Source organism: Modestobacter lacusdianchii, assembly GCF_054177765.1.
Genome location: NZ_JBJJTJ010000005.1, coordinates 45,101 through 62,539, shown reverse-complemented (window position 1 = coordinate 62,539; position 17,439 = coordinate 45,101). Strand labels below are relative to the sequence as shown.

The window sequence follows — 17,439 nt, the reverse complement described above, 5'->3', positions numbered from 1 at the left end:
GGGCGTGCCTGATGAGGGCGCTGCCGCCGTGATCGTGGACGGCGTGGTGCCCAAGCACGAGCAGCTGCGCGGCCGGCTGGCCGAGCTCGCCGCCCGGTTGCCGGCCGGCGCCCCGCTGCCCGGGGAGCGCCAGCTCTGCATCGAGCACGGGGTCAGCCGGATCACCGTGCGGGAGGCGATCGGCCAGCTGGTCAGCGAGGGCGTGCTGGTGCGGGTGCGCGGCAAGGGCACGTTCGTGGCGGAGCGGGCCGCCCGCTCCCGGCTGCACCTGGCCTCCTTCCACTCCGACATGCGCCGGCTTGGCCTGCGGCCGGGCACCGTGGTCCTGGCGGTGGACCGGGCGGTGCCCCCGCCGGCGACCCGGGAGGCGCTGGAGCTGGCGGCGGGCGAGCAGGCCTGGCACGTGCGCCGGCTGCGGCTGGCCGACGACCAGCCGATGTCGGTGGACGACGGCTGGTACCCGGTCGCGGTGGTGCCGGACCTGGACGGGGCGGACCTCACCGGCTCGCTCTACACCTTGCTCGCCGAGCGGTACGGCTGCACGATCGACCGGGCCGAGCAGACGGTGCGGGCGGCGGAGGTGGACCGCGGGTCCGCCGTCCTGCTGGGGCTGGCGGCGTCCCGGCCGGTGCTGGTCTTCGACCGGGTGTCCTACAGCGGGGGCCGGCCGGTCGAGCACGCCCGGTCGACCTACCGCGGCGACAGGTACGAGGTGGCGATGACCGTCGAGCTGGGGCAGGGGTGAGCACCCCGCAGCCCTGCACCCTGGTCGTGGACGAGCTGGTGCTGCGCCCGTGGCGGAGCGATGACCAGGCGGCGGTCTGGGCGCTCGCCGCCGACCCGGCGCTGCGGCAGTGGAACGCGCGCGGCTTCGGTTCTCCGGACGAGGTGCGCGAGATGGTCGCCCGGCTGGCCGACTGGAGCGCCGGTGACCGGGCGAGCTGGGCGGTGACCGACGCCCCGGGGGCGCTGCTCGGGTCGGTGTCGCTGCACTCGGTCGACCGCGTGCAGGGCGATGCGCAGCTGGGCTACTGGGTCGCACCGGCCGCCCGGGGGCGCGGCGTGGCCGTGCGGGCCGCCGATGCGGTCTGCCGCTGGGCCTTCGCCGAGGGCATCGACCGGGTGGAGCTCTACCACGCGGTGGAGAACGAGGCGTCGGGCCGCGTGGCGGCGAAGGCCGGGTTCACCCGCGAGGGCAGGTTGCGCCGGTCCTACCGCTACGGGGACGGCGTGAAGCACGACGAGTTCGTCTGGTCGCGGCTGTCCGACGACCCGCCCCCGGCGCTGCGCTGAGCCGGGGGAGGGCGCGGCTCAGGCGGCGACGCGGGCGCTGCTCAGCTGCCGGCCGTGCTCGGCGGCCTCGTGCTCGGCGGTGGCCTTGAGCTGGGCGGCCATCTCGGTGAAGGAGTCCAGCGCCGGGTTCACCCCGACCAGGGTGAAGTCGCGCTCGACCACCCGCAGGTCCAGCTGCCAGACGTCGGCCAGGATGCGCCGCAGCCAGGAGGTGGCGTGGTCCCAGCCCTCGCGCGGGGTGCCCGCGCTGTAGTTGCCGCCGCGCACCACCGCGAGCACGGCCGGCTTGCCCGCCAGCGGCGGCTCGGCCCGCGGCCCCATCCGCGGGTCGGTGATGACCAGGTCGACCCAGGCCTTGACGTGCTGGGAGACGCCGAAGTTGTAGAGCGGGACGGCGAACAGCAGCGCCTCTGCGTCGATGAGCTCGTCGGTCAGCGTCGCCGCGAGGGCCAGGGCATCGGCCTGCTCCTGCGTCCGCTGCTCGGCCGGGAGGTAGGAGCCGGCGACGGCAGCGCCCCACGCGCCGGCCGGCAGCGGCTCGGTGCCGACGTGCCGGCGGGTGACCGGGGCGTCGGGGTTCTCGGCCCGCCACTCGCGCTCGACGATGTCGGCGATCTCGCGGCTGGCCGACCCCTCGACCCGGATGCTGGCGTCCAGACGGAACAGCGACATGGCTTTCACTCCCTCAGAGCTAGTAGCTAGCTGACTGGCTAGTAGCTAGCTGATTGCTAGCACTTCGGGAAAGCTAGCACTTCGAATCGAGGAGCACGAGGGTCGGCGGTCCTACGATGACCGGATGGCCGAGGACCTGGTGCACACGCCGGAGGCGTGTGACGACGCGCTGGCGCGCGCGTTCGGCTTCCTCGGCAAGCGCTGGAACGGGCTGATCATCGGCGTCCTCGCCGGCGGGCCGGCGACGTTCACCGGGCTCCGCCGGGCCGTGGGTGGGATCAGCGACTCGGTGCTCTCCGACCGGCTGACCGAGCTGGCGGCGGCCGGCCTGGTCCAGCGCACCGTCGACGAGGGTCCGCCGGTGGCCGTGAGCTACCAGCTGACCGACGCGGGCCGGTCACTGAAGCCGGTGCTCGAGCAGCTGACCACCTGGGCCCGGGAGAGCCTCCCCGTGCAGTCGTGCGCCGGCCGGCACTGAGGATCAGCAGCCGCAGCTGACCCCGGCCGGGGCGGTGAGCGGGTCGACCGCCGGACGGGTGACGCCGGCCGCCGTCTGCACCGGCAGGCCCTCGCGCGCCCAGTACTCGAAGCCGCCGATCATCTCCCGCACCGGGTGGCCGAGCCAGGCCAGCGCCAGCGCGGCCCGGGTGGCGCCGTTGCAGCCCGGCCCCCAGCAGTAGGTGACCACCGGGACGCCGGGGTCGAGCACGGCGGCCGCCCGGTCGGCGATCTCCCGGCCGGGCAGGTGGACCGCGCCGGGCACGTGCCCCTGGTCCCACGACTCGGCGCTGCGGCTGTCCAGCAGCACGAAGCCCGGGCGGCCGGACTCGAGGGCCGCGTGCACGTCGGAGACGTCGGTCTCCACGGCGAGTCGCCGGGCGAAGTGGGCAGCGGCGTCGGCGGGCGGGGTCGTCCAGTCCATGCCGACGATGCTGGCGGCGGTGGGCCCGGGCCGACAGGCGCCGGACTGCCGACCATCGCGGCGATCCGGCCCTTGACGCGACGGCAACTGACATGTCAGATGTCAGCCATGGAGATGCGGCCCGTGCCCCGGGTGCTGCTGCGTGACCAGGCGGCCGACCGCATCCGTACCGCGATCGTCGTCGGCGACCTCGCCCCCGGTGCGGTGATCAAGGACGTCGAGCTCGCCGGGCGGCTCGGCCTCTCCGTCGCCCCGGTGCGGGCCGCGCTGTCCCGGCTGGCCGACGAGGGCCTGGTCGAGGCCAAGCCGCAGAGCCACACCCGGGTCACCCCGCTGGTGCTCCGGCAGGTCCGGGACGCCGCCGTCGTCGTCCGGGCGATGCACGAGCTGGCCGCGGGCGAGGCCGTTCCGCTGGTGACCGCCGACGACGTGGCCGCGATGCGGGCCGCCAACCAGCGGTTCGCCGCAGCCGTCGACCGCGGGGACGTCGGCGGCGCGCTGGGCGCCGACGACGACCTGCACGACGTGCTGGTCGACCGCTGCGGCAACGGTGCCGTGCGGGCCACCATCGACCGCTTCACCCCGGCGGTCCGCCGGCTGGAGCGGCAGCGGTTCGCCGCCGCGCACGGCCGCGAGTCCGTCGTCCTGCACGACCGGCTGATCGCCGCCTGCGCGGCCGGGGACGTCACTGCCGCCGTCACCACCACCACCGACATCTGGACGGCGCTGCTGTCCGAACTGGAGGAGACCCCCGATGGCCCCTGACCTGGCCCCGCCCACCACCCCGAGGGCGACGACCCTGGCTGACTTCCCGCGTCACCCGCTGCTGTTCGGCCCCTCGCCGGTGCACCGCCTCGACCGGCTGACCCGGCACCTGGGCGGCGCCGCGGTGTGGGCCAAGCGGGAGGACGTGAACTCCGGGATCGCCTACGGCGGCAACAAGACCCGCAAGCTCGAGTACCTGGTGGCCGACGCGCTGGCCCAGGGCTGCGACACGCTGGTCTCGATCGGCGGGGTGCAGAGCAACCACACCCGGCAGGTCGCCGCCGTCGCCGCGCACCTCGGGCTGCAGTGCGTGCTGGTGCAGGAGAGCTGGGTCGACTGGCCCGACGCGGTCTACGACAAGGTCGGCAACATCCTGATCTCGCGGCTGGCCGGGGCCGACGTCCGGCTGGTGAAGGCCGGGTTCGGCATCGGCTTCAAGGAGAGCTGGGAGACCGCGCTCCGCGAGATCACCGAGCGCGGCGGCAAGCCGTACCCGATCCCGGCGGGCGCCTCGGACCACCCGCTCGGTGGGCACGGCTTCGCCAACTGGGCGCACGAGGTGGCGGCGCAGGAGGCCGAGCTCGGCGTCTTCTTCGACACCGTCGTCGTCTGCTCGGTCACCGGCTCCACCCAGGCCGGCATGATCGCCGGCTTCGCCCAGCTGGAGGAGCAGGGCGCCCGCCCGCGCCGGGTGCTCGGCGTCGACGCCTCGGCCAAGCCGGCCGAGACCCGCGACCAGGTGCTGCGGATCGCCCAGCGGACGGCGGCCGCGATCGGCGTGCAGCGGGAGCTGACCCTGGACGACGTGGAGCTCGACGAGCGCTACCACGCCGGCGTCTACGGCATCCCGGACGAGACCACGATCGCCGCGATGGAGCTGGCCGCCCGCACCGAGGGCATGGTCACCGACCCGGTCTACGAGGGGAAGTCGATGGCCGCGACGATCGACCTGGTCGGGCGTGGGGAGATCGACCGTTCGTCCACCGTGCTCTACGCCCACCTCGGCGGCCAGCCCGCCCTGAACGGCTACAGCGCGCTCTTCTCCTGACCCGCGGCTGCCGTCAGAGCGGGACGGCGAGGCCCTCGGGGCTGGGCTGGGCGAGGGCGTGGGCGATCGCCTCGGGCATCGGCTCGAGGCCGGTGCCGGCGAGGACGACGTCCCGGGCGAAGGCGTGCCAGCGGTGCGACCGCCGCACCATGCCGTGCCCGCCGACGATGGTGAACCGGGCCACCCGGGCCTTCGCGCGGCGGGCGCGGACGGCGAACTCCGCCGACAGCCGGGCCGGCACCCACCGGTCGCCCCGGCCGTGCAGGATCACCACGGTCTGGCCGCCCAGGTGCATCACCGGCTCGCCGGGCGGGGTCCACGGGGCCAGCGCGCAGACCGCGGTCACCGAGGGCTCCCCGCCGGCCCGCAGTGCGGCCCGCCCGCCCATCGAGTGCCCGACCAGCACGATCGGGACGTCGGTGCCGTGCTCCTCCCGCAGCTGCGCGATCGCCCAGCGGACGTCCTGGAAGGCGTCCGCCGCCTCGCCGTTCCAGCCGGCCACCCGGTAGCGGAGCAGTGCGGTGGCGATCCCGCGGTCGGCGGTGCTCCGGTGCACGAACGACTGGAACGCCCGCATCCGCACCAGCGAGAGCGCGCGCTCCTTGGGCGGGTCGACGCTGGCGACGGTGCCGCCGTGGCAGAACAGCGCGATGCCGCGGGTCTCACCGACCGCGGGCAGCTGCTCGAGGGCGGGCGAGCGCGGGTCGGGTCGGGCGGCGTCCGGGGTGTCGGGGGTGGTCACGTCGTCGTCCCGGTCGTCAGCGGCGGCGCTTGCCGCCCAGCCTCCGCTGCGCCCGCTCGCCGAGGTCGCCGGCCTTGAGCAGGCCGTTGCTGACCGCGGAGGGGCCGTTGCGCTGCTCCAGCGTCCGGCCGAGGCGGCGCAGCACCTTCACGGCCAGCGGCGCGAGGACGGTCAGGATGACCCACATGCGGAAACGGCGGGTGAGGAAGAGCCACATGGGCCCGAGTCTGCCCTGATCCGCCGACCGCCAACCGGGCCCCGGCCCGCCCCCACATGATCACCCCGGGCTGAGGGCGGTCTCGCCGGACCGGTGGCAGCCCTGAGCCCGTGGTGATCACCTCGGGTCCAGCGGGGTGTCGGTGCCCGGGAGGCCCCGGTGCGCCCGGGATCACCACCAGCCCGCAGCCCGAGGTGATCACCTCGGGTCCAGCGGGGTCTCGATCCCGACGAGGCCCCGGTGGGGCCGTGGTGATCACCCGATCAGCTGGGGTCGGGGGCCAGGCGGACGACCATCTTCCCGGTGTTGCCGCCGCTGAGCAGCGACCGGAACGCCTCCACCGCGGAGTCCAGCCCCTCGACCACCGTCTCGCGGGCGACGACCGACCCGTCCCGCAGCCACCCCGACACCGCGGTGACGAACTCCGGGCGCAGGTCCGCGTGGTCGCCGACGATGAAGCCGCGCACGGTCAGCCGCTTGCCCACGATCTGCCCGAGGTTGCGGGGCCCGGGCGGCGCCGTGGTCGCGTTGTACCCGGAGATCGACCCGCACAGCGCGGCCCGGCCGTACGTCCGGAACGCCCCGATCGCCGCCTCCAGGTGCTCCCCGCCGACGTTGTCGAAGAAGACGTCGATCCCCTCGGGCGCGGCGGCGGCGAGCAGGTCGGCGACCGGCCCGTCGTGGTAGTCGAACGCCGCGTCGAAACCCAGCTCCTCGCGCAGCCAGCGCACCTTCTCCGGCGTCCCGGCGCTGCCCACCACCCGGGACGCCCCGCGCAGCCGGGCGAACTGGCCGACCAGGCTGCCCACCGCGCCGGCCGCGCCGCTGACGAACACGGCGTCCCCCTCCCGGAAGGAGGCCAGCCGGAACAGCCCGGCCCACGCGGTGAGCCCCGGCATGCCGAGCACGCCCAGGTACAGCGACAGCGGCAGGCCGGGCAGCGGGTCGACCACCGAGACGTGCGCGGCCGGGACGACGGCGACGTCCCGCCAGCCGAGGCCGTGCAGCACCAGTGCGCCCTCGGGGACGTCGTCCGACCGGGAGGCCACCACCTGCCCGACGGTGCCGCCCTGCATGGTCTCGCCGAGCTCCCAGCTGGGCGCGTAGGACTTGGTCGCGCTCATCCGGCCGCGCATGTACGGGTCGACCGACATCGCGATGGTGCGCACGACGACCTCACCGGGTGCCGGGTCGGGCCGCTCCTGCGTCACGAGACGGAAGTCCTCGGGCACCGGCTCGCCCTGCGGACGTCGGATCAGCTGCCACTCGCGGGTCTGGATGGGCATCCCCCGAGGGTGCGCCTGTGCCTCCGGCCGCACGAGTCCGGGGTCGGGCGTCAGACGCCGGCCATACCATCGGAGGCATGTTCTTCTCCCGCGCCAAGACCCGGCTGGTCACCGCGGACGACGCCCTGACCGGCCGTGCGAGCCGCTCCCCGGCATCCCGGAGCTGCACGCGGTCACCGGCAACCGCATCTCCCCGCCCTTCCCCGAGGGGCTGCAGACCGCCGTCTTCGGCGCCGGCTGCTTCTGGGGCGTGGAGAAGGTGTTCTGGGAGACCCCGGGCGTGTGGTCGACCGCCGCGGGCTACGCCGGCGGGTACACCCCGAACCCGACGTACGAGGAGGTCTGCTCGGCGCGCACCGGGCACACCGAAGCCGTGCTGGTCGTCTTCGACCCGGCGGTCATCTCCTACGACCGGCTGCTGAAGGAGTTCTGGGAGGAGCACGACCCGACCCAGGGCATGCGCCAGGGCAACGACATCGGCACCCAGTACCGCTCGGCGATCTACACGCAGGGCCCGGAGCAGGAGGCGGCGGCGAAGGTCAGCCGCGACCTGTTCCAGGAGCGGCTGACGGCGGCCGGGTACGGCGAGATCACCACCGAGATCGCCCCGCTCGGCGACTTCTTCCACGCCGAGGCCTACCACCAGCAGTACCTGTACAAGGTGCCCGGCGGCTACTGCCCGGTGAACTCCACCGGCGTCGCCTGCCCGGTCGGCCTGCCGGGGGTCTAGGCCCAGCTGGCCTCCTCGATACGGTCGGGCGACGCCCACCAGTCGAGGAGGCCTGCGATGGACGCACTGCGCACACCCGAGAGCCGGTTCACCGACCTGCCGGAGTTCCCCTACGAGCCCCGCTACGTCGAGGTGGACGACGGGGACGGCGGGCGGCTGCGGGTCGCCGTCCTGGTCGAGGGCCCGGACGACGGCGAGACGGTGCTCCTGCTGCACGGCGAGCCGTCGTGGTCGTTCCTGTACCGCCGGATGATCCCGGGGCTCACCGCGGCCGGGCTGCGCGTCGTCGTCCCCGACCTGGTCGGGTTCGGGCGCAGCGACAAGCCCACCGAGCTGACCGACTACACCTACGCCCGGCACGTCGGCTGGATGCGGCAGGCGCTGTTCGACGAGCTGGGGCTCACCGACCTGACCCTGGTCTGCCAGGACTGGGGTGGGCTGATCGGCCTGCGCCTGGTCGCCGAGCACCCCGACCGGTTCGCCCGGGTGGTGGCCGCGAACACCGGCCTGCCCACCGGTGACCGCCCGATGAGCGAGGCGTTCCTGGCCTGGCAGCGCGCCGCCGCGGGGATGACCAGCATGCAGGTGGGCCGGATCGTCTCCAACGGCACCGAGACCGATCTGGCGCCGGAGGCGATCGCGGCCTACGACGCGCCGTTCCCCGAGGACCGGTACAAGGCCGGGGCGCGGGTCTTCCCGTCGCTGGTGCCCACCCGCCCCGACGACCCGGCCGCGGAGGCGAACCGGGCCGCCTGGGCGGTGCTGCGCACCTGGGACAAGCCGTTCCTGACCGCGTTCTCCGACTCCGACCCGATCACCGGCGGCGGCGACGCGGTGTTCCGGAAACTGGTGCCCGGTGCCCGGTGCCCAAGGCCTGCCGCACACCACGCTGGCCGGCGGCGGGCACTTCCTCCAGGAGGACGTCGGCCCGCAGCTCGCGCAGGTCGTCGCCGACCTGGTCGCCGCCACCCCGCGACGCGTCAGTAGCTGAACCGGCCCACCGAGGCGCGCAGGCCGGTCGCCATCCGGGACAGCTCGGCCACCGCCGTCGTCGTCTGGGTCAGTGCCTGGGTGGTCGCGTCAGCGGCCTGCGAGACGCCGGTGATGTTCGCGGCGATCTCGTTCGACCCGCCGGCGGCCTCGGTGACCGACCGGGCCATCTCGGCGGTGGTCGCGGTCTGCTCCTCGACCGCGCTGGCGATCGTCGTCTGGTGGTCGCTGATCTGCCCGATCACGCCGCTGATCCGGTCGATGGCGGTGACGGCGCCGGAGGAGTCGGCCTGGATCGCCGCCACCCGCCGGGTGATCTCCTCCGTGGCGCGGGCGGTCTGCTCGGCCAGCTCCTTGACCTCGCCGGCCACGACCGCGAAGCCCTTGCCGGCCTCGCCGGCCCGCGCGGCCTCGATGGTGGCGTTGAGGGCCAGCAGGTTGGTCTGCTCGGCGATCGAGGTGATCAGCTTGACCACGGCGGTCACCTCGCGGCTGGACTCACCGAGGGCGGTGACGGTCGCGGTCGCCTCCTGGGCCTGGGCCACCGCCTGGGCGGCGACGCCGGCCGCGGCGTTCGCGCTCAGCGAGATCTCCTGGATCGAGGCGCCCATCTCCTCCGCGCCGGCGGAGACGGTGCTGATGCTGCGCGACACCTCCTCGGCGGCGGCGCTCACCACCTGTGACTGCACGCTGGTCTCCTCGGCGGAGGAGGCGATCTGGGCCGCCGACGCGGAGAGCTCCTCGGCGGCGGCGGCGACCGCGTCGGCGGAGGAGCCGACCTCGGCCATCACGCCGCGCATCGCGCCGGTCGCCTCGTCCAGCGCGGCGCTCATCCGGCCGAGCTCGTCCTTGCTGGTCAAGCCGGTGCTGCGGGTCAGGTCGCCCTGCGCCAGCCCCTCGGCCACGTACTGCACCGACCGGATGCCCCGGGTGATGACCGAGGCGACCAGCAGGCCGATGCCCGCCGCGACCGCCAGCCCGACGCCCAGCACGACGAGGGCGATGGTGCGGTGGTGCTCGTAGGAGGCCTGGGCGCTGGCCGCCGCGGCCGCCGCCTCCCGGGTGTCGATGGCGCGCAGCTCGTCGAGGTCCTCGATCACCTCGGTGAGCAGCGGCTCCACCTCCTCGGCGCCCGCGGGCACCGCGGTGGTCACGCCCGCCGATGCGGCCGGCATCAGCACGGTGCTGGTCAGCGTGTCGATCCGGGCCAGGTCGTCGGTCGCCTCGACGACCAGGTCGTGCTCGTGCCCGGACGGGTGGTTCACCGCGTAGGCGTCCACCTGGTGCTGGTAGTCGGCGACCAGGGTGTGGACGTCGGACAGCGGCGGGGCGTGGGTGTCGACGGCGGTCGCCGCACCGATGGCCAGCCGGATCTGCTCGACGTCGTCGATCATCAGGCCGATCTCCTCGATGCTGAGGACGTTGTCGGCGTAGATGGCCTCGCTGGTGGCGGCCGAGTCGGCGAGCGCGGTCAGGCCGAGGCCGCCGATCACGGCGGCGACGACGCCGGCGGCGGCCGTGGAGGCCAGCACCTTGATCCGCACGGGGCGGTCGGCGAACCACTGTGCGCCGGGCAGGCGCGGGGTGCGGGGCATGGGGGTCTCCCGGGGGGCGGTGCTCCGCCGTCCGTGGGGCCACGACCGGCACCAGGCACATCGGCACCCGGGGTGCCTTTCCGGAACGAGATCACCCGATCAGGCGAACGGGTCGGTGTCGGGGTCGTCCGGACCGCCCGGCACAGTGGACGGCGTGGCCCCCGACGAACTGTTCGCCCAGCTCCGCCGCGACCCGGACGTCGACGCCCCGGAGCTGGTGGCCGTCGACGCCACCGACCGGCTGCTGCTGGACGAGGCCGCCGAGCTGATCAGGCGGCACCCGGACGCCGTGGTGGTGCTGGACGACTCGCACGGCGCGCTCACCCTGGGTGCGATCGCGCTGCACGGCGCGGTGCGGCCCCGGGTGCACCAGGACCTGCGGGTCGGTGAGCTGGCGCTGGCCGCCAACGCCGAGCGCACCGGGCACGCCGGCGGCTACCGCTCGCTGCCGCTGGGCCCGGAGCTGGTGCGCGGCGCCCGGGTGGTGCTGGCGCAGGCGCCCAAGGGGCTGGACGCGCTGCGCGAGCTGGCCGAGGTGGTCGCCGCGGACGCCGACCCCGACGTCACCCTCGTCGTCGGCGGCCGGGTTAAGCACATGACGCACGCGATGAACGACGTGCTGGGGGAGTCGTTCGCCGAGGTGCACGCCACCCGGGGCCGGCAGAAGTCCCGCCTGCTGGTCGCCCGCCGCCCGCGACCGGGGGCGTCGTCCTTCCCGGTGTGCCGGGAGCACGCCGACCTGGGGCTCACCGTCTGCGCGCACGGCGCGGCCTTCGCCGGCGCCAAGGTCGACCGGGGCACCCGGGCGTTGCTCGCGGTGCTGCCCGGCGCCGTCCCGGACGCCCGGACGGCGCTGGACCTCGGCTGCGGCACCGGTGTGCTGGCGGTCGCGCTCGCCGCCGCCCGCCCGGATCTGGCGGTGACGGCCTCGGACCAGTCGGCCGCGGCCTGCGCATCGGCCGAGGCGACCGTCGCCGCCAACGGGCTCACCGGCCGGATCACCGTCACGCGGGACGACGCGGCGAGCAGCGTTGCCGACGGCAGCGTCGACCTGGTCGTCTGCAACCCGCCGTTCCACCTGGGCGCCGCCGTGCACGCCGCGGCGGCGGAGCGGCTGTTCACCGCGGCCGCGCGGGTGCTGCGGCCGGGCGGGGAGCTGTGGTGCGTCTACAACAGCCACCTGCCGCACCGGGACGCGCTGCGCCGGGTCGTCGGCCCCACCCGTCAGGTGACCCGCGACCCCACGTTCACCATCACCGCCAGCACCCGCCGCTGACGGCCCTGCCGGCCCCCTCTCAGAGGCCCGCCGCGAGCGTGCGAGTGGTGGGGGGAGAGGGGGTCCGTCAACCGCCGCGGGAGACCACCGGCGGGAGGGTCGACCAGGGGAAGTCGACCCAGGCGTCGGTGCGCTTCCAGACGTAGTCGCAGCGGACCAGCGACCGCGGCTTCTCGTAGACCACCGCCGTCCGCACCTCGGTGACGTGCCCGGCGCAGAACTCCTCGACCAGCTCGAGGGTCTTGCCGGTGTCGGCGACGTCGTCGGCGATGAGCACCCGTGCGCCGGTCAGGTCGACGACGTCGAGCGTCGGCGGCAGCACGACCGGCAGCTCGAGTCGCTCGTCGACACCGGTGTAGAACTCGACGTTCATCACGAAGAGGTTCTTCACGTCCAGCGCGTAGCCCAGGGCCCCGCCGAGGAACAGCCCGCCGCGCGCGATGGACAGGATGATGTCGGGCTCGAACCCGCTGTCGGCCACCTGCTGCGCCAGCTCCCGGGCAGCCCGGCCGAAGTCCTCGTAGGTCAGCGTCTCGCGCTCGGGCTCGCTCACCCGCGGATCGTCGCAGGTCGGGGGGGGGGGGGCGGGCGACGTGGCGTGCACCTCATCGACGAGAACTGGAGGACCCGGACAGCTCGGCCAGGGTCAGCCGCCGTTCCAGCACGTCGGCGGCCACGTCGTCCAGCTCGCGGTCGGCCCCGTAGGCATGCGCCCGCAGCAGCCCCAGGGCGTCGGAGCTGTCCAGCTCCAGGCCGACGCTGACGAAGCCGATCGCCTGCCACACCTGCGCCCGACGGCCGGCGGCCGGGGCGTCCAGCCAGGGCGGCCCGGAGTCGCTGCGCACCTCGGCGGCCATCGCGGCGGCGAACGTGTCGCTGAGGGCGGTGGTGACCGCCAGGGCGTCGGCCAGGCCCAGGTCCCGCACCGAGCCGGGCGGCTGCACGTACAGGTCGAGGGCGCCCACGTCCTGCAGCGCGCCGTGCAGCGGCAGCGAGATGACCCCGCGGTAGGGGGTTCGCGCGACCACGGCGTCGTGGAACACCGGCCAGCGGGCGCGGAGCTCGTCCTCGTCGGCGAGCACCGGCTTCCGGTCGTCGTGCGCGCTGAGGCAGGGGCCCTCGCCGACGGTGAACTGCAGCCGCTCCGTGGTGCTCGCCACCGGGTCGCTGCCGCCCAGCGGCAGCCGGCGGTCGGCGGCGAAGTAGACGCTCAACCCCGCCCCGGCGACCGGGAGCAGGTCGGCGCACGCGCGCGCCAGTCGCTGTGGCAGCAACTCGGGGCCGGGCAGCTCCACCTCGGCGGCGGTGACGCGGGCGGTGAACTGCTGCGTCAGGTCCATGCCTCCCTCTCGGGGCGCGCACCCCCGGGGCCCGGCCGGGACTGGGCCGCTGGGTGCGCCCCGGCCCGCTACCCCGGGAGGACGCCGTCCCACACCTGCCGGGCGCTGAGCCGGCACCCGGGCCGCCCGGGTCGGCGATCGGGCACGGTGGCGGGACGGCGGTGACGCGCCCGGCGTGCTGACGTCGCGCACTCGGGCGGCTGCCCAGCGTCCTGATGCGACGTGGTTCACCCGATCGTGGGGGTCAGGATCGGGAGCCCGGTTGCCGAGAGTGGGGACGGGTGTTTGAGAATGCCACCAGTTCCGCGTCCCACCGTCCCCCGCGAGGTCCTGTGTCCCTGCTCGGAGCTCATCCCACGCGCTCGTCGCAGCGCGCCCGGGAGGATGCCGGCGGGCCGGCTCTCCGGACGGAGGCGAGCGACGGCCACGGCCACACCGCCGTCCTGGTGCAGTCGACCGACGAGCTGCTCGCCGTCGCCGTCCCCTACCTGGAGGACGGGCTGCGCTCCGGTGACCTGACCGTGCTGGCCTGCGACCCCGAGACGACCGACCTGCTGCGCGCCGAGCTCCGCGGCGCGGGGGACGCGCTGGTCAGCGACCCCCGCGTCTCGATGCGGGGCGTCCGCGCCCCCGACGCCGTCAGCGCCACCCGCGCCCTCCTGGAGCAGGCGGAGCGGGCCCGCACCGGCCGGATGCGGCTCTTCGGCCAGCCCCCCGTGGGCGAGGCCCCCCGCGACTGGCGGGAGGGCGCGCGCTACGAGGCCGCGGTCAACGTGGTGATCGGTGGGCTGCCCCTCGACGCGCTGTGCTGCTACGACGCCTCCCGGCTCCCGGACGACGTGCTCCACACCGTCCGCCGCACGCACCCGCAGCTGCTGCGGGGTGGGGTGGTCACGCCGAACCTGGAGTACCAGCGCCCGGGGCGCTTCCTGCGGGAGCTGCCGCTGCCACGGGAGCCGATGGAGGCCGGCCCGCCGGTCTTCGCCGTCGACGGCGCCACCGCACTCGCCGACCTGCGCCACCAGCTGGCCGCAGCGCTCGCCGGCCAGGTCCACGACCGTGACCAGCGGGAGGACCTGCACCTGGCGGTCAGCGAGATCGCCGCCAACGCCTTCCGGCACGGCACCCCGCCGGTGTCGGCGCGGGTGTGGGCCTCGGCCGACCGGGTGGTCTGCACGATCACCGACGGCGGTCGTGGGCTGGCCGACCCGCTGGCCGGCTTCCGGCCCGCGCACGGCGACGACCTCTCCCGTGGCGGGATGGGGCTGTGGCTGGCCCGCAAGCTGTGGGACCACGTCGACCTGCTGCACGACGCGCAGGGCTTCACCGTCCGGTTGAGCTCGCCGCTGCGCTGAGCGGCTCACCCGGAACGGGCACGGAGCCGACCCGGATCGGTCTCTCAGACCTAAGGTGTCCGGTGTGATCGTGGTGACGGCGGCCGGAGGGCAGACGGGCGCGGCCGTCGTGCGGGCGCTGCGGGCGCGCGGTGAGCAGGTGCGGGCCGTGGTCTCCCGGCGGGGCCCCCGCCCGGAGCTGACCGACCTCGGCGCCGAGGTGGTCGTCGCCGAGCTGACCCAGCCGATGGCGTGGTCGACGGTGTTCGCCGGCGCCGACGCGATGTACCTGATCTGGCCCAACTTCGACCCCGACGAGGCCGAGGGGGCACCTGCCCTGTTCGCCGAGGCCCGCCGGGCCGGGCTGCCGCGGCTGGTCTACCACTCCGTGCTCCGCCCGCAGCTGCGGGTGATGCCGCACCACGCCGCCAAGGACCAGGCCGAGGAGGCGCTGGACGCCAGCGGCCTGCGGTCGTGGCGGGTGCTGCAGCCCTGCGCCTACGCGGAGAACATCGACACCCAGCTGGAGGCGGTGCACGCCAGCGGGGTGCTGCGCAGCTTCTGGGGCCTGCGGACGGCGCAGTCACTGGTCGACCTGCGCGACGTCGCCGAGGCCGCCGCGGTGCTGCTGACCGAGGACGGGCTGGACGCCGGCACCTTCGAGGCCGCCGGGCCCGAGGCGCTCACCGCCCCGGACATCGCCGAGCGGATCGCCGCCCGGCTGGGCGAGCCGGTGGAGGCCGACGACGTCATCCCCGGTGGGGAGGTGCCCACGTCCTTCGCCGGCCGCTGCCGGCGCACCATGTTCGACCACTACCGCGCGCACGGGTTCACCGGCAGCCCCCGGGTGCTCACCGACCTGCTCGGCCGGCCGCCCCGCACCTTCGCCGAGCACCTGGCCGACCTCGACCTCGGCCACCTCGGGGTGCCTTCCCCCGGGGCGCCGGCGTGAGCGAGCAGGCGGTGTCCACCGGCGACGCGATGGACGTGATCCTCGCCCAGTGGGCCCGGGAACGGCCGGACCTGGACTGCTCGCCGATGGGCGTGATCGGCCGGGTCAGCCAGCTGCAGCGCGAGGTCTTCCTCGCCCAGCGGGCGACCTTCGCCCGGCACGGCCTCGACGCGCCGTCCTTCGACGTGCTCGCGGCGCTGCGCCGGGCCGGGGCGCCCTACCAGCTGACGCCCACCGCGCTGATGCGCACCGCGCTGGTCACCTCCGGGGCGATCACCCAGCGGCTGGACCGGCTCGAGGAGAAGGGCCTGATCACCCGCGGACGCAGCGACGCCGACGGGCGGGCCGTCGTGGTCACCCTCACCGACGCCGGCCGGACGGCGCTCGACACCGCGCTGCCCGACCACCTCGACACCGAGCACGGCATGCTGGCCGGGCTCTCCGCAGAAGAACGGGAACAGCTGGCCGGGCTGCTGCGCCGCTGGCTCGTCTCCCTGGGCCGGGTGCCCGGCGGTACCCCCGACCCGAGCTGACGGCCCCGGTCCCGCCCCTGGGCGGTGTCAGCGGTGCTCGTGGCCGGGCGGCATGCCCTCGTGCACGTCCTCCGGGTGGCCCTCGCGGCGGTCGAGGATGGTGAACCGACGCCACAGGCCCGACAGCTGCAGCGGCCGGGCCACCGCGTCGCTCTGCACCGTCAAGGTCAGCTCGATGCCGCGCGGCTCGGCCATCTTCTGCACCTGGACCAGGGACGACATGCCGGCCGAGTTCATGAAGGTGACCCCGCAGGTGTCCAGGCGCACCTGGCGCAGCTGGGGGGTGCCGAGCATCAGGTCGGTCATCACGCGCACCAGCGGACGACGGGCGTCCTCGGTCAGCTCGCCGACGAGCTCGATCGCCGCGGACGTGTCGTCCTGGGCGGTGACCGTGACCTCGGCGCTGTGATCGGGTTCGTCCATGCCGGTCCCCTTCCCGGATGTGGGCCCGTTCACTCCTGGGTGCGCCGCCCTCAGCTCCGCTCGAGCAGCAGCAGGCTGAGCGCAGCCAGTGACGGCCCGTCGGTGAACCGGCCGTCACCCACCATCGCCCGCAGCTCGGCCTCGGACACGAAGGCGCTCACCATGTCCGCCTCGGAGGCCTCCCGGGCGGTGGGGCCGGCGGTCAGGTCGGTGGCCAGCCACACGTCGAACTCCTGGGTCGCCAGGCCGGGGGCGAGGTCCAGGTGCCCGAGGTGGCGCAACGTGCCGGCCCGCAGCCCGGTCTCCTCGGCGAGCTCGGCGCGGGCCAGCTCCTCCGCCGACCCGCCCGCACCGGCTGGCCAGGTGCCCTGCGGGAACTCCCACGAGCGCCGGCCCAGCGGGTGGCGGTACTGCTCGACCAGCCAGAACCCGTCCTCCGCGGCGGGGATGACCAGGCCGAAGTCGGGGCGTTCCACCACCGAGTAGATGCCCGGCGACCCGTCGTCCAGCTCGATCGCGTCCTCGCGCAGCCGGATCCAGGGGTTCCGGTAGACCTCACGGGTGCTCGTCGTCCGCATGGGGCAGAGACTGGCAGACGGCGCGTGCGGAGGAGGACGCCGATGACGGAACGCAAGCCCGAGGGGATGACCTTCGAGAGCTGGGTCGAGCACCAGATCGTGCAGGCCCGGGAGCGGGGCGACCTGGAGGGCCTGGCCGGCGCGGGCAAGCCGCTGCCCCGGCGGGACCGGGAGAAGAGCAGCTACGAGTGGGCGCTGGAGTGGGCGAAGCGGGAAGAGGCCGACGTCGCCGCGATGCTGCCCACCGGGCTGGCGCTGCGCAAGGAACGTGAGGAGCTGCCCGCCCGGGTCGCCCGCCAGCCCACCGAGGAGCTGGCCCGCGCAGTGGTCGAGGCGCACGTCGCCCGGGTCGACCAGTACTACCGCCGGCCGGTCGAGGGGCCGTGGGTGCCGGTCGGCATGCCCGACGTCGAGGAGGTGGTCGCCGAGTGGCGGCGCACCCGCCCGGCCGTCGTCCCCGAGCCGGTGGCGCCTGCCCTGGCCCCTCCCCGCCGCCGGTGGCTCCGGCGGCGGGCGGCCTGACCGTCAGTCCTGCTCGTCCGGCCCCTCGTCGTCGTCGGCGGCGTGCCGGGCCTGCAGCTCACGGGTGGCCATGCCGCCCGTGCCGCCCTCGTCGTACTGGCCGGGGTGCAGGTTCGGGCCGTCGGTCTCGTGCTCGTTCTCGCTCATCACGGCCGAGCCTGCCCTGGCCGGGCGGGCGCAGCCACTTCCCGCGCTCGCGCTCCGGTGCACGAGTACCGGCC

23 protein-coding genes are annotated in these 17,439 nt (G+C 75.1%); 12 read left to right on the top strand and 11 right to left on the bottom strand.

The features are described 5' to 3' along the window. Window positions 1-4: 4 nt before the first annotated feature. A complete protein-coding gene (locus tag ACJTNH_RS04980) occupies window positions 5-745 on the top strand; it encodes a GntR family transcriptional regulator (RefSeq protein ID WP_458173217.1) in 741 nt (246 codons plus the stop codon). Continuing rightward, window positions 742-1,293, top strand: a complete 552-nt coding sequence (locus ACJTNH_RS04975; protein ID WP_458173215.1) for a GNAT family N-acetyltransferase — start codon at window positions 742-744, stop codon at window positions 1,291-1,293. Before ACJTNH_RS04980 ends, ACJTNH_RS04975 begins: the two co-directional genes overlap by 4 nt. Window positions 1,294-1,311: 18 nt before the next feature. Here ACJTNH_RS04975 and ACJTNH_RS04970 read toward each other — a convergent pair whose 3' ends face one another. Further along, a complete protein-coding gene (locus ACJTNH_RS04970) occupies window positions 1,312-1,965 on the bottom strand; it encodes an FMN-dependent NADH-azoreductase (RefSeq protein WP_458173213.1) in 654 nt (217 codons plus the stop codon). A 124-nt stretch (window positions 1,966-2,089) separates the two neighbouring features. Between ACJTNH_RS04970 and ACJTNH_RS04965 the strand changes: the two genes are divergently transcribed. Further along, window positions 2,090-2,443, top strand: a complete 354-nt coding sequence (locus ACJTNH_RS04965; RefSeq protein ID WP_458173211.1) for a winged helix-turn-helix transcriptional regulator — start codon at window positions 2,090-2,092, stop codon at window positions 2,441-2,443. 3 nt (window positions 2,444-2,446) lie between these two features. Here ACJTNH_RS04965 and ACJTNH_RS04960 read toward each other — a convergent pair whose 3' ends face one another. Further along, the gene (locus tag ACJTNH_RS04960) at window positions 2,447-2,887 is read right to left on the bottom strand and encodes a rhodanese-like domain-containing protein (protein WP_458173209.1); all 441 of its coding nucleotides are present in this window, start codon (window positions 2,885-2,887) and stop codon (window positions 2,447-2,449) included. Between the two features lie 108 nt (window positions 2,888-2,995). Between ACJTNH_RS04960 and ACJTNH_RS04955 the strand changes: the two genes are divergently transcribed. Both ACJTNH_RS04955 and ACJTNH_RS04950 read left to right on the top strand, forming a co-directional pair. Then, window positions 2,996-3,652, top strand: coding sequence for a GntR family transcriptional regulator (locus tag ACJTNH_RS04955; RefSeq protein ID WP_458173207.1), 657 nt, complete (start codon window positions 2,996-2,998; stop codon window positions 3,650-3,652). Next, window positions 3,642-4,700 (top strand): 1-aminocyclopropane-1-carboxylate deaminase, encoded by a 1,059-nt coding sequence (locus ACJTNH_RS04950; protein WP_458173205.1) that lies wholly within the window; start codon window positions 3,642-3,644, stop codon window positions 4,698-4,700. The genes ACJTNH_RS04955 and ACJTNH_RS04950 overlap by 11 nt, the downstream gene beginning before the upstream one ends. A gap of 13 nt (window positions 4,701-4,713) precedes the next feature. On the opposite strand, the gene ACJTNH_RS04945 is transcribed toward ACJTNH_RS04950, so the two are convergent. The 3 genes from ACJTNH_RS04945 to ACJTNH_RS04935 form a co-directional block, all read right to left on the bottom strand. Continuing rightward, the gene (locus ACJTNH_RS04945) at window positions 4,714-5,442 is read right to left on the bottom strand and encodes an alpha/beta fold hydrolase (RefSeq protein WP_458173203.1); all 729 of its coding nucleotides are present in this window, start codon (window positions 5,440-5,442) and stop codon (window positions 4,714-4,716) included. 16 nt (window positions 5,443-5,458) lie between these two features. After that, on the bottom strand, window positions 5,459-5,659 hold the full coding sequence (locus tag ACJTNH_RS04940; protein WP_458173201.1) for a hypothetical protein: 201 nt from the start codon (window positions 5,657-5,659) through the stop codon (window positions 5,459-5,461). A gap of 263 nt (window positions 5,660-5,922) precedes the next feature. After that, entirely contained in the window at window positions 5,923-6,945 is a 1,023-nt protein-coding gene (locus ACJTNH_RS04935; RefSeq protein ID WP_458173199.1) for an NADP-dependent oxidoreductase, read from the bottom strand. Between the two features lie 250 nt (window positions 6,946-7,195). Between ACJTNH_RS04935 and msrA the strand changes: the two genes are divergently transcribed. Together msrA and ACJTNH_RS04925 are read left to right on the top strand one after the other, a co-directional pair. Further along, window positions 7,196-7,675 carry a peptide-methionine (S)-S-oxide reductase MsrA gene (gene msrA / locus ACJTNH_RS04930; RefSeq protein WP_458173197.1) on the top strand — a complete coding sequence of 160 codons (480 nt, stop codon included), beginning with the start codon at window positions 7,196-7,198 and terminating at the stop codon, window positions 7,673-7,675. A 57-nt stretch (window positions 7,676-7,732) separates the two neighbouring features. Beyond that, window positions 7,733-8,662: a haloalkane dehalogenase gene (locus ACJTNH_RS04925; protein ID WP_458173195.1), complete on the top strand. Its 930-nt coding sequence runs from the start codon at window positions 7,733-7,735 to the stop codon at window positions 8,660-8,662. Here ACJTNH_RS04925 and ACJTNH_RS04920 read toward each other — a convergent pair. Further along, window positions 8,656-10,260: a methyl-accepting chemotaxis protein gene (locus ACJTNH_RS04920; RefSeq protein ID WP_458173193.1), complete on the bottom strand. Its 1,605-nt coding sequence runs from the start codon at window positions 10,258-10,260 to the stop codon at window positions 8,656-8,658. The genes ACJTNH_RS04925 and ACJTNH_RS04920 overlap by 7 nt on opposite strands. A 154-nt stretch (window positions 10,261-10,414) precedes the next feature. Between ACJTNH_RS04920 and ACJTNH_RS04915 the strand changes: the two genes are divergently transcribed. Next, the gene (locus ACJTNH_RS04915) at window positions 10,415-11,536 is read left to right on the top strand and encodes a class I SAM-dependent methyltransferase (RefSeq protein WP_458173191.1); all 1,122 of its coding nucleotides are present in this window, start codon (window positions 10,415-10,417) and stop codon (window positions 11,534-11,536) included. 67 nt (window positions 11,537-11,603) lie between these two features. On the opposite strand, the gene ACJTNH_RS04910 is transcribed toward ACJTNH_RS04915, so the two are convergent. Beyond that, window positions 11,604-12,089 (bottom strand): phosphoribosyltransferase, encoded by a 486-nt coding sequence (locus ACJTNH_RS04910; RefSeq protein WP_458173189.1) that lies wholly within the window; start codon window positions 12,087-12,089, stop codon window positions 11,604-11,606. A gap of 52 nt (window positions 12,090-12,141) precedes the next feature. After that, a complete protein-coding gene (locus ACJTNH_RS04905) occupies window positions 12,142-12,876 on the bottom strand; it encodes a GAF domain-containing protein (protein ID WP_458173187.1) in 735 nt (244 codons plus the stop codon). 215 nt (window positions 12,877-13,091) lie between these two features. On the opposite strand from ACJTNH_RS04905, the gene ACJTNH_RS04900 reads away from it, so the two are divergent. The 3 genes from ACJTNH_RS04900 to ACJTNH_RS04890 all read left to right on the top strand — a co-directional run bounded on the left by ACJTNH_RS04900 (window position 13,092) and on the right by ACJTNH_RS04890 (window position 15,695). Further along, entirely contained in the window at window positions 13,092-14,231 is a 1,140-nt protein-coding gene (locus ACJTNH_RS04900) for an anti-sigma factor RsbA family regulatory protein (RefSeq protein ID WP_458173185.1), read from the top strand. Between the two features lie 64 nt (window positions 14,232-14,295). Continuing rightward, on the top strand, window positions 14,296-15,162 hold the full coding sequence (locus ACJTNH_RS04895; protein WP_458173183.1) for an SDR family oxidoreductase: 867 nt from the start codon (window positions 14,296-14,298) through the stop codon (window positions 15,160-15,162). Continuing rightward, entirely contained in the window at window positions 15,159-15,695 is a 537-nt protein-coding gene (locus ACJTNH_RS04890; RefSeq protein ID WP_458173181.1) for a MarR family winged helix-turn-helix transcriptional regulator, read from the top strand. Before ACJTNH_RS04895 ends, ACJTNH_RS04890 begins: the two co-directional genes overlap by 4 nt. A 27-nt stretch (window positions 15,696-15,722) precedes the next feature. Here ACJTNH_RS04890 and ACJTNH_RS04885 read toward each other — a convergent pair whose 3' ends face one another. Both ACJTNH_RS04885 and ACJTNH_RS04880 read right to left on the bottom strand, forming a co-directional pair. Further along, window positions 15,723-16,118: an STAS domain-containing protein gene (locus ACJTNH_RS04885; protein WP_458173179.1), complete on the bottom strand. Its 396-nt coding sequence runs from the start codon at window positions 16,116-16,118 to the stop codon at window positions 15,723-15,725. A gap of 50 nt (window positions 16,119-16,168) precedes the next feature. Next, entirely contained in the window at window positions 16,169-16,696 is a 528-nt protein-coding gene (locus ACJTNH_RS04880) for an NUDIX domain-containing protein (RefSeq protein ID WP_458173177.1), read from the bottom strand. 42 nt (window positions 16,697-16,738) lie between these two features. On the opposite strand from ACJTNH_RS04880, the gene ACJTNH_RS04875 reads away from it, so the two are divergent. Further along, window positions 16,739-17,218: a DnaJ family domain-containing protein gene (locus ACJTNH_RS04875; protein ID WP_458173175.1), complete on the top strand. Its 480-nt coding sequence runs from the start codon at window positions 16,739-16,741 to the stop codon at window positions 17,216-17,218. Between the two features lie 3 nt (window positions 17,219-17,221). On the opposite strand, the gene ACJTNH_RS04870 is transcribed toward ACJTNH_RS04875, so the two are convergent. Continuing rightward, window positions 17,222-17,365 carry a hypothetical protein gene (locus tag ACJTNH_RS04870; RefSeq protein ID WP_458173173.1) on the bottom strand — a complete coding sequence of 48 codons (144 nt, stop codon included), beginning with the start codon at window positions 17,363-17,365 and terminating at the stop codon, window positions 17,222-17,224. Window positions 17,366-17,439: the final 74 nt, after the last annotated feature.

Excerpts from the sequence above, each read along its gene's own strand:
- ACJTNH_RS04970 (WP_458173213.1), bottom strand. The coding sequence starts at position 1,965 with ATGTCGCTGTTCCGTCTGGACGCCAGCATCCGGGTCGAGGGGTCGGCC.
- ACJTNH_RS04875 (WP_458173175.1), top strand. The coding sequence starts at position 16,739 with ATGACGGAACGCAAGCCCGAGGGGATGACCTTCGAGAGCTGGGTCGAG.
- ACJTNH_RS04950 (WP_458173205.1), top strand. The coding sequence starts at position 3,642 with ATGGCCCCTGACCTGGCCCCGCCCACCACCCCGAGGGCGACGACCCTG.
- ACJTNH_RS04925 (WP_458173195.1), top strand. The coding sequence starts at position 7,733 with ATGGACGCACTGCGCACACCCGAGAGCCGGTTCACCGACCTGCCGGAG.
- ACJTNH_RS04920 (WP_458173193.1), bottom strand. The coding sequence starts at position 10,260 with ATGCCCCGCACCCCGCGCCTGCCCGGCGCACAGTGGTTCGCCGACCGC.
- ACJTNH_RS04935 (WP_458173199.1), bottom strand. The coding sequence starts at position 6,945 with ATGCCCATCCAGACCCGCGAGTGGCAGCTGATCCGACGTCCGCAGGGC.
- ACJTNH_RS04905 (WP_458173187.1), bottom strand. The coding sequence starts at position 12,876 with ATGGACCTGACGCAGCAGTTCACCGCCCGCGTCACCGCCGCCGAGGTG.
- ACJTNH_RS04900 (WP_458173185.1), top strand. The coding sequence starts at position 13,092 with ATGCGACGTGGTTCACCCGATCGTGGGGGTCAGGATCGGGAGCCCGGT.
- ACJTNH_RS04885 (WP_458173179.1), bottom strand. The coding sequence starts at position 16,118 with ATGGACGAACCCGATCACAGCGCCGAGGTCACGGTCACCGCCCAGGAC.
- ACJTNH_RS04880 (WP_458173177.1), bottom strand. The coding sequence starts at position 16,696 with ATGCGGACGACGAGCACCCGTGAGGTCTACCGGAACCCCTGGATCCGG.
- ACJTNH_RS04960 (WP_458173209.1), bottom strand. The coding sequence starts at position 2,887 with ATGGACTGGACGACCCCGCCCGCCGACGCCGCTGCCCACTTCGCCCGG.
- ACJTNH_RS04955 (WP_458173207.1), top strand. The coding sequence starts at position 2,996 with ATGGAGATGCGGCCCGTGCCCCGGGTGCTGCTGCGTGACCAGGCGGCC.
- ACJTNH_RS04965 (WP_458173211.1), top strand. The coding sequence starts at position 2,090 with ATGGCCGAGGACCTGGTGCACACGCCGGAGGCGTGTGACGACGCGCTG.
- ACJTNH_RS04940 (WP_458173201.1), bottom strand. The coding sequence starts at position 5,659 with ATGTGGCTCTTCCTCACCCGCCGTTTCCGCATGTGGGTCATCCTGACC.
- ACJTNH_RS04870 (WP_458173173.1), bottom strand. The coding sequence starts at position 17,365 with ATGAGCGAGAACGAGCACGAGACCGACGGCCCGAACCTGCACCCCGGC.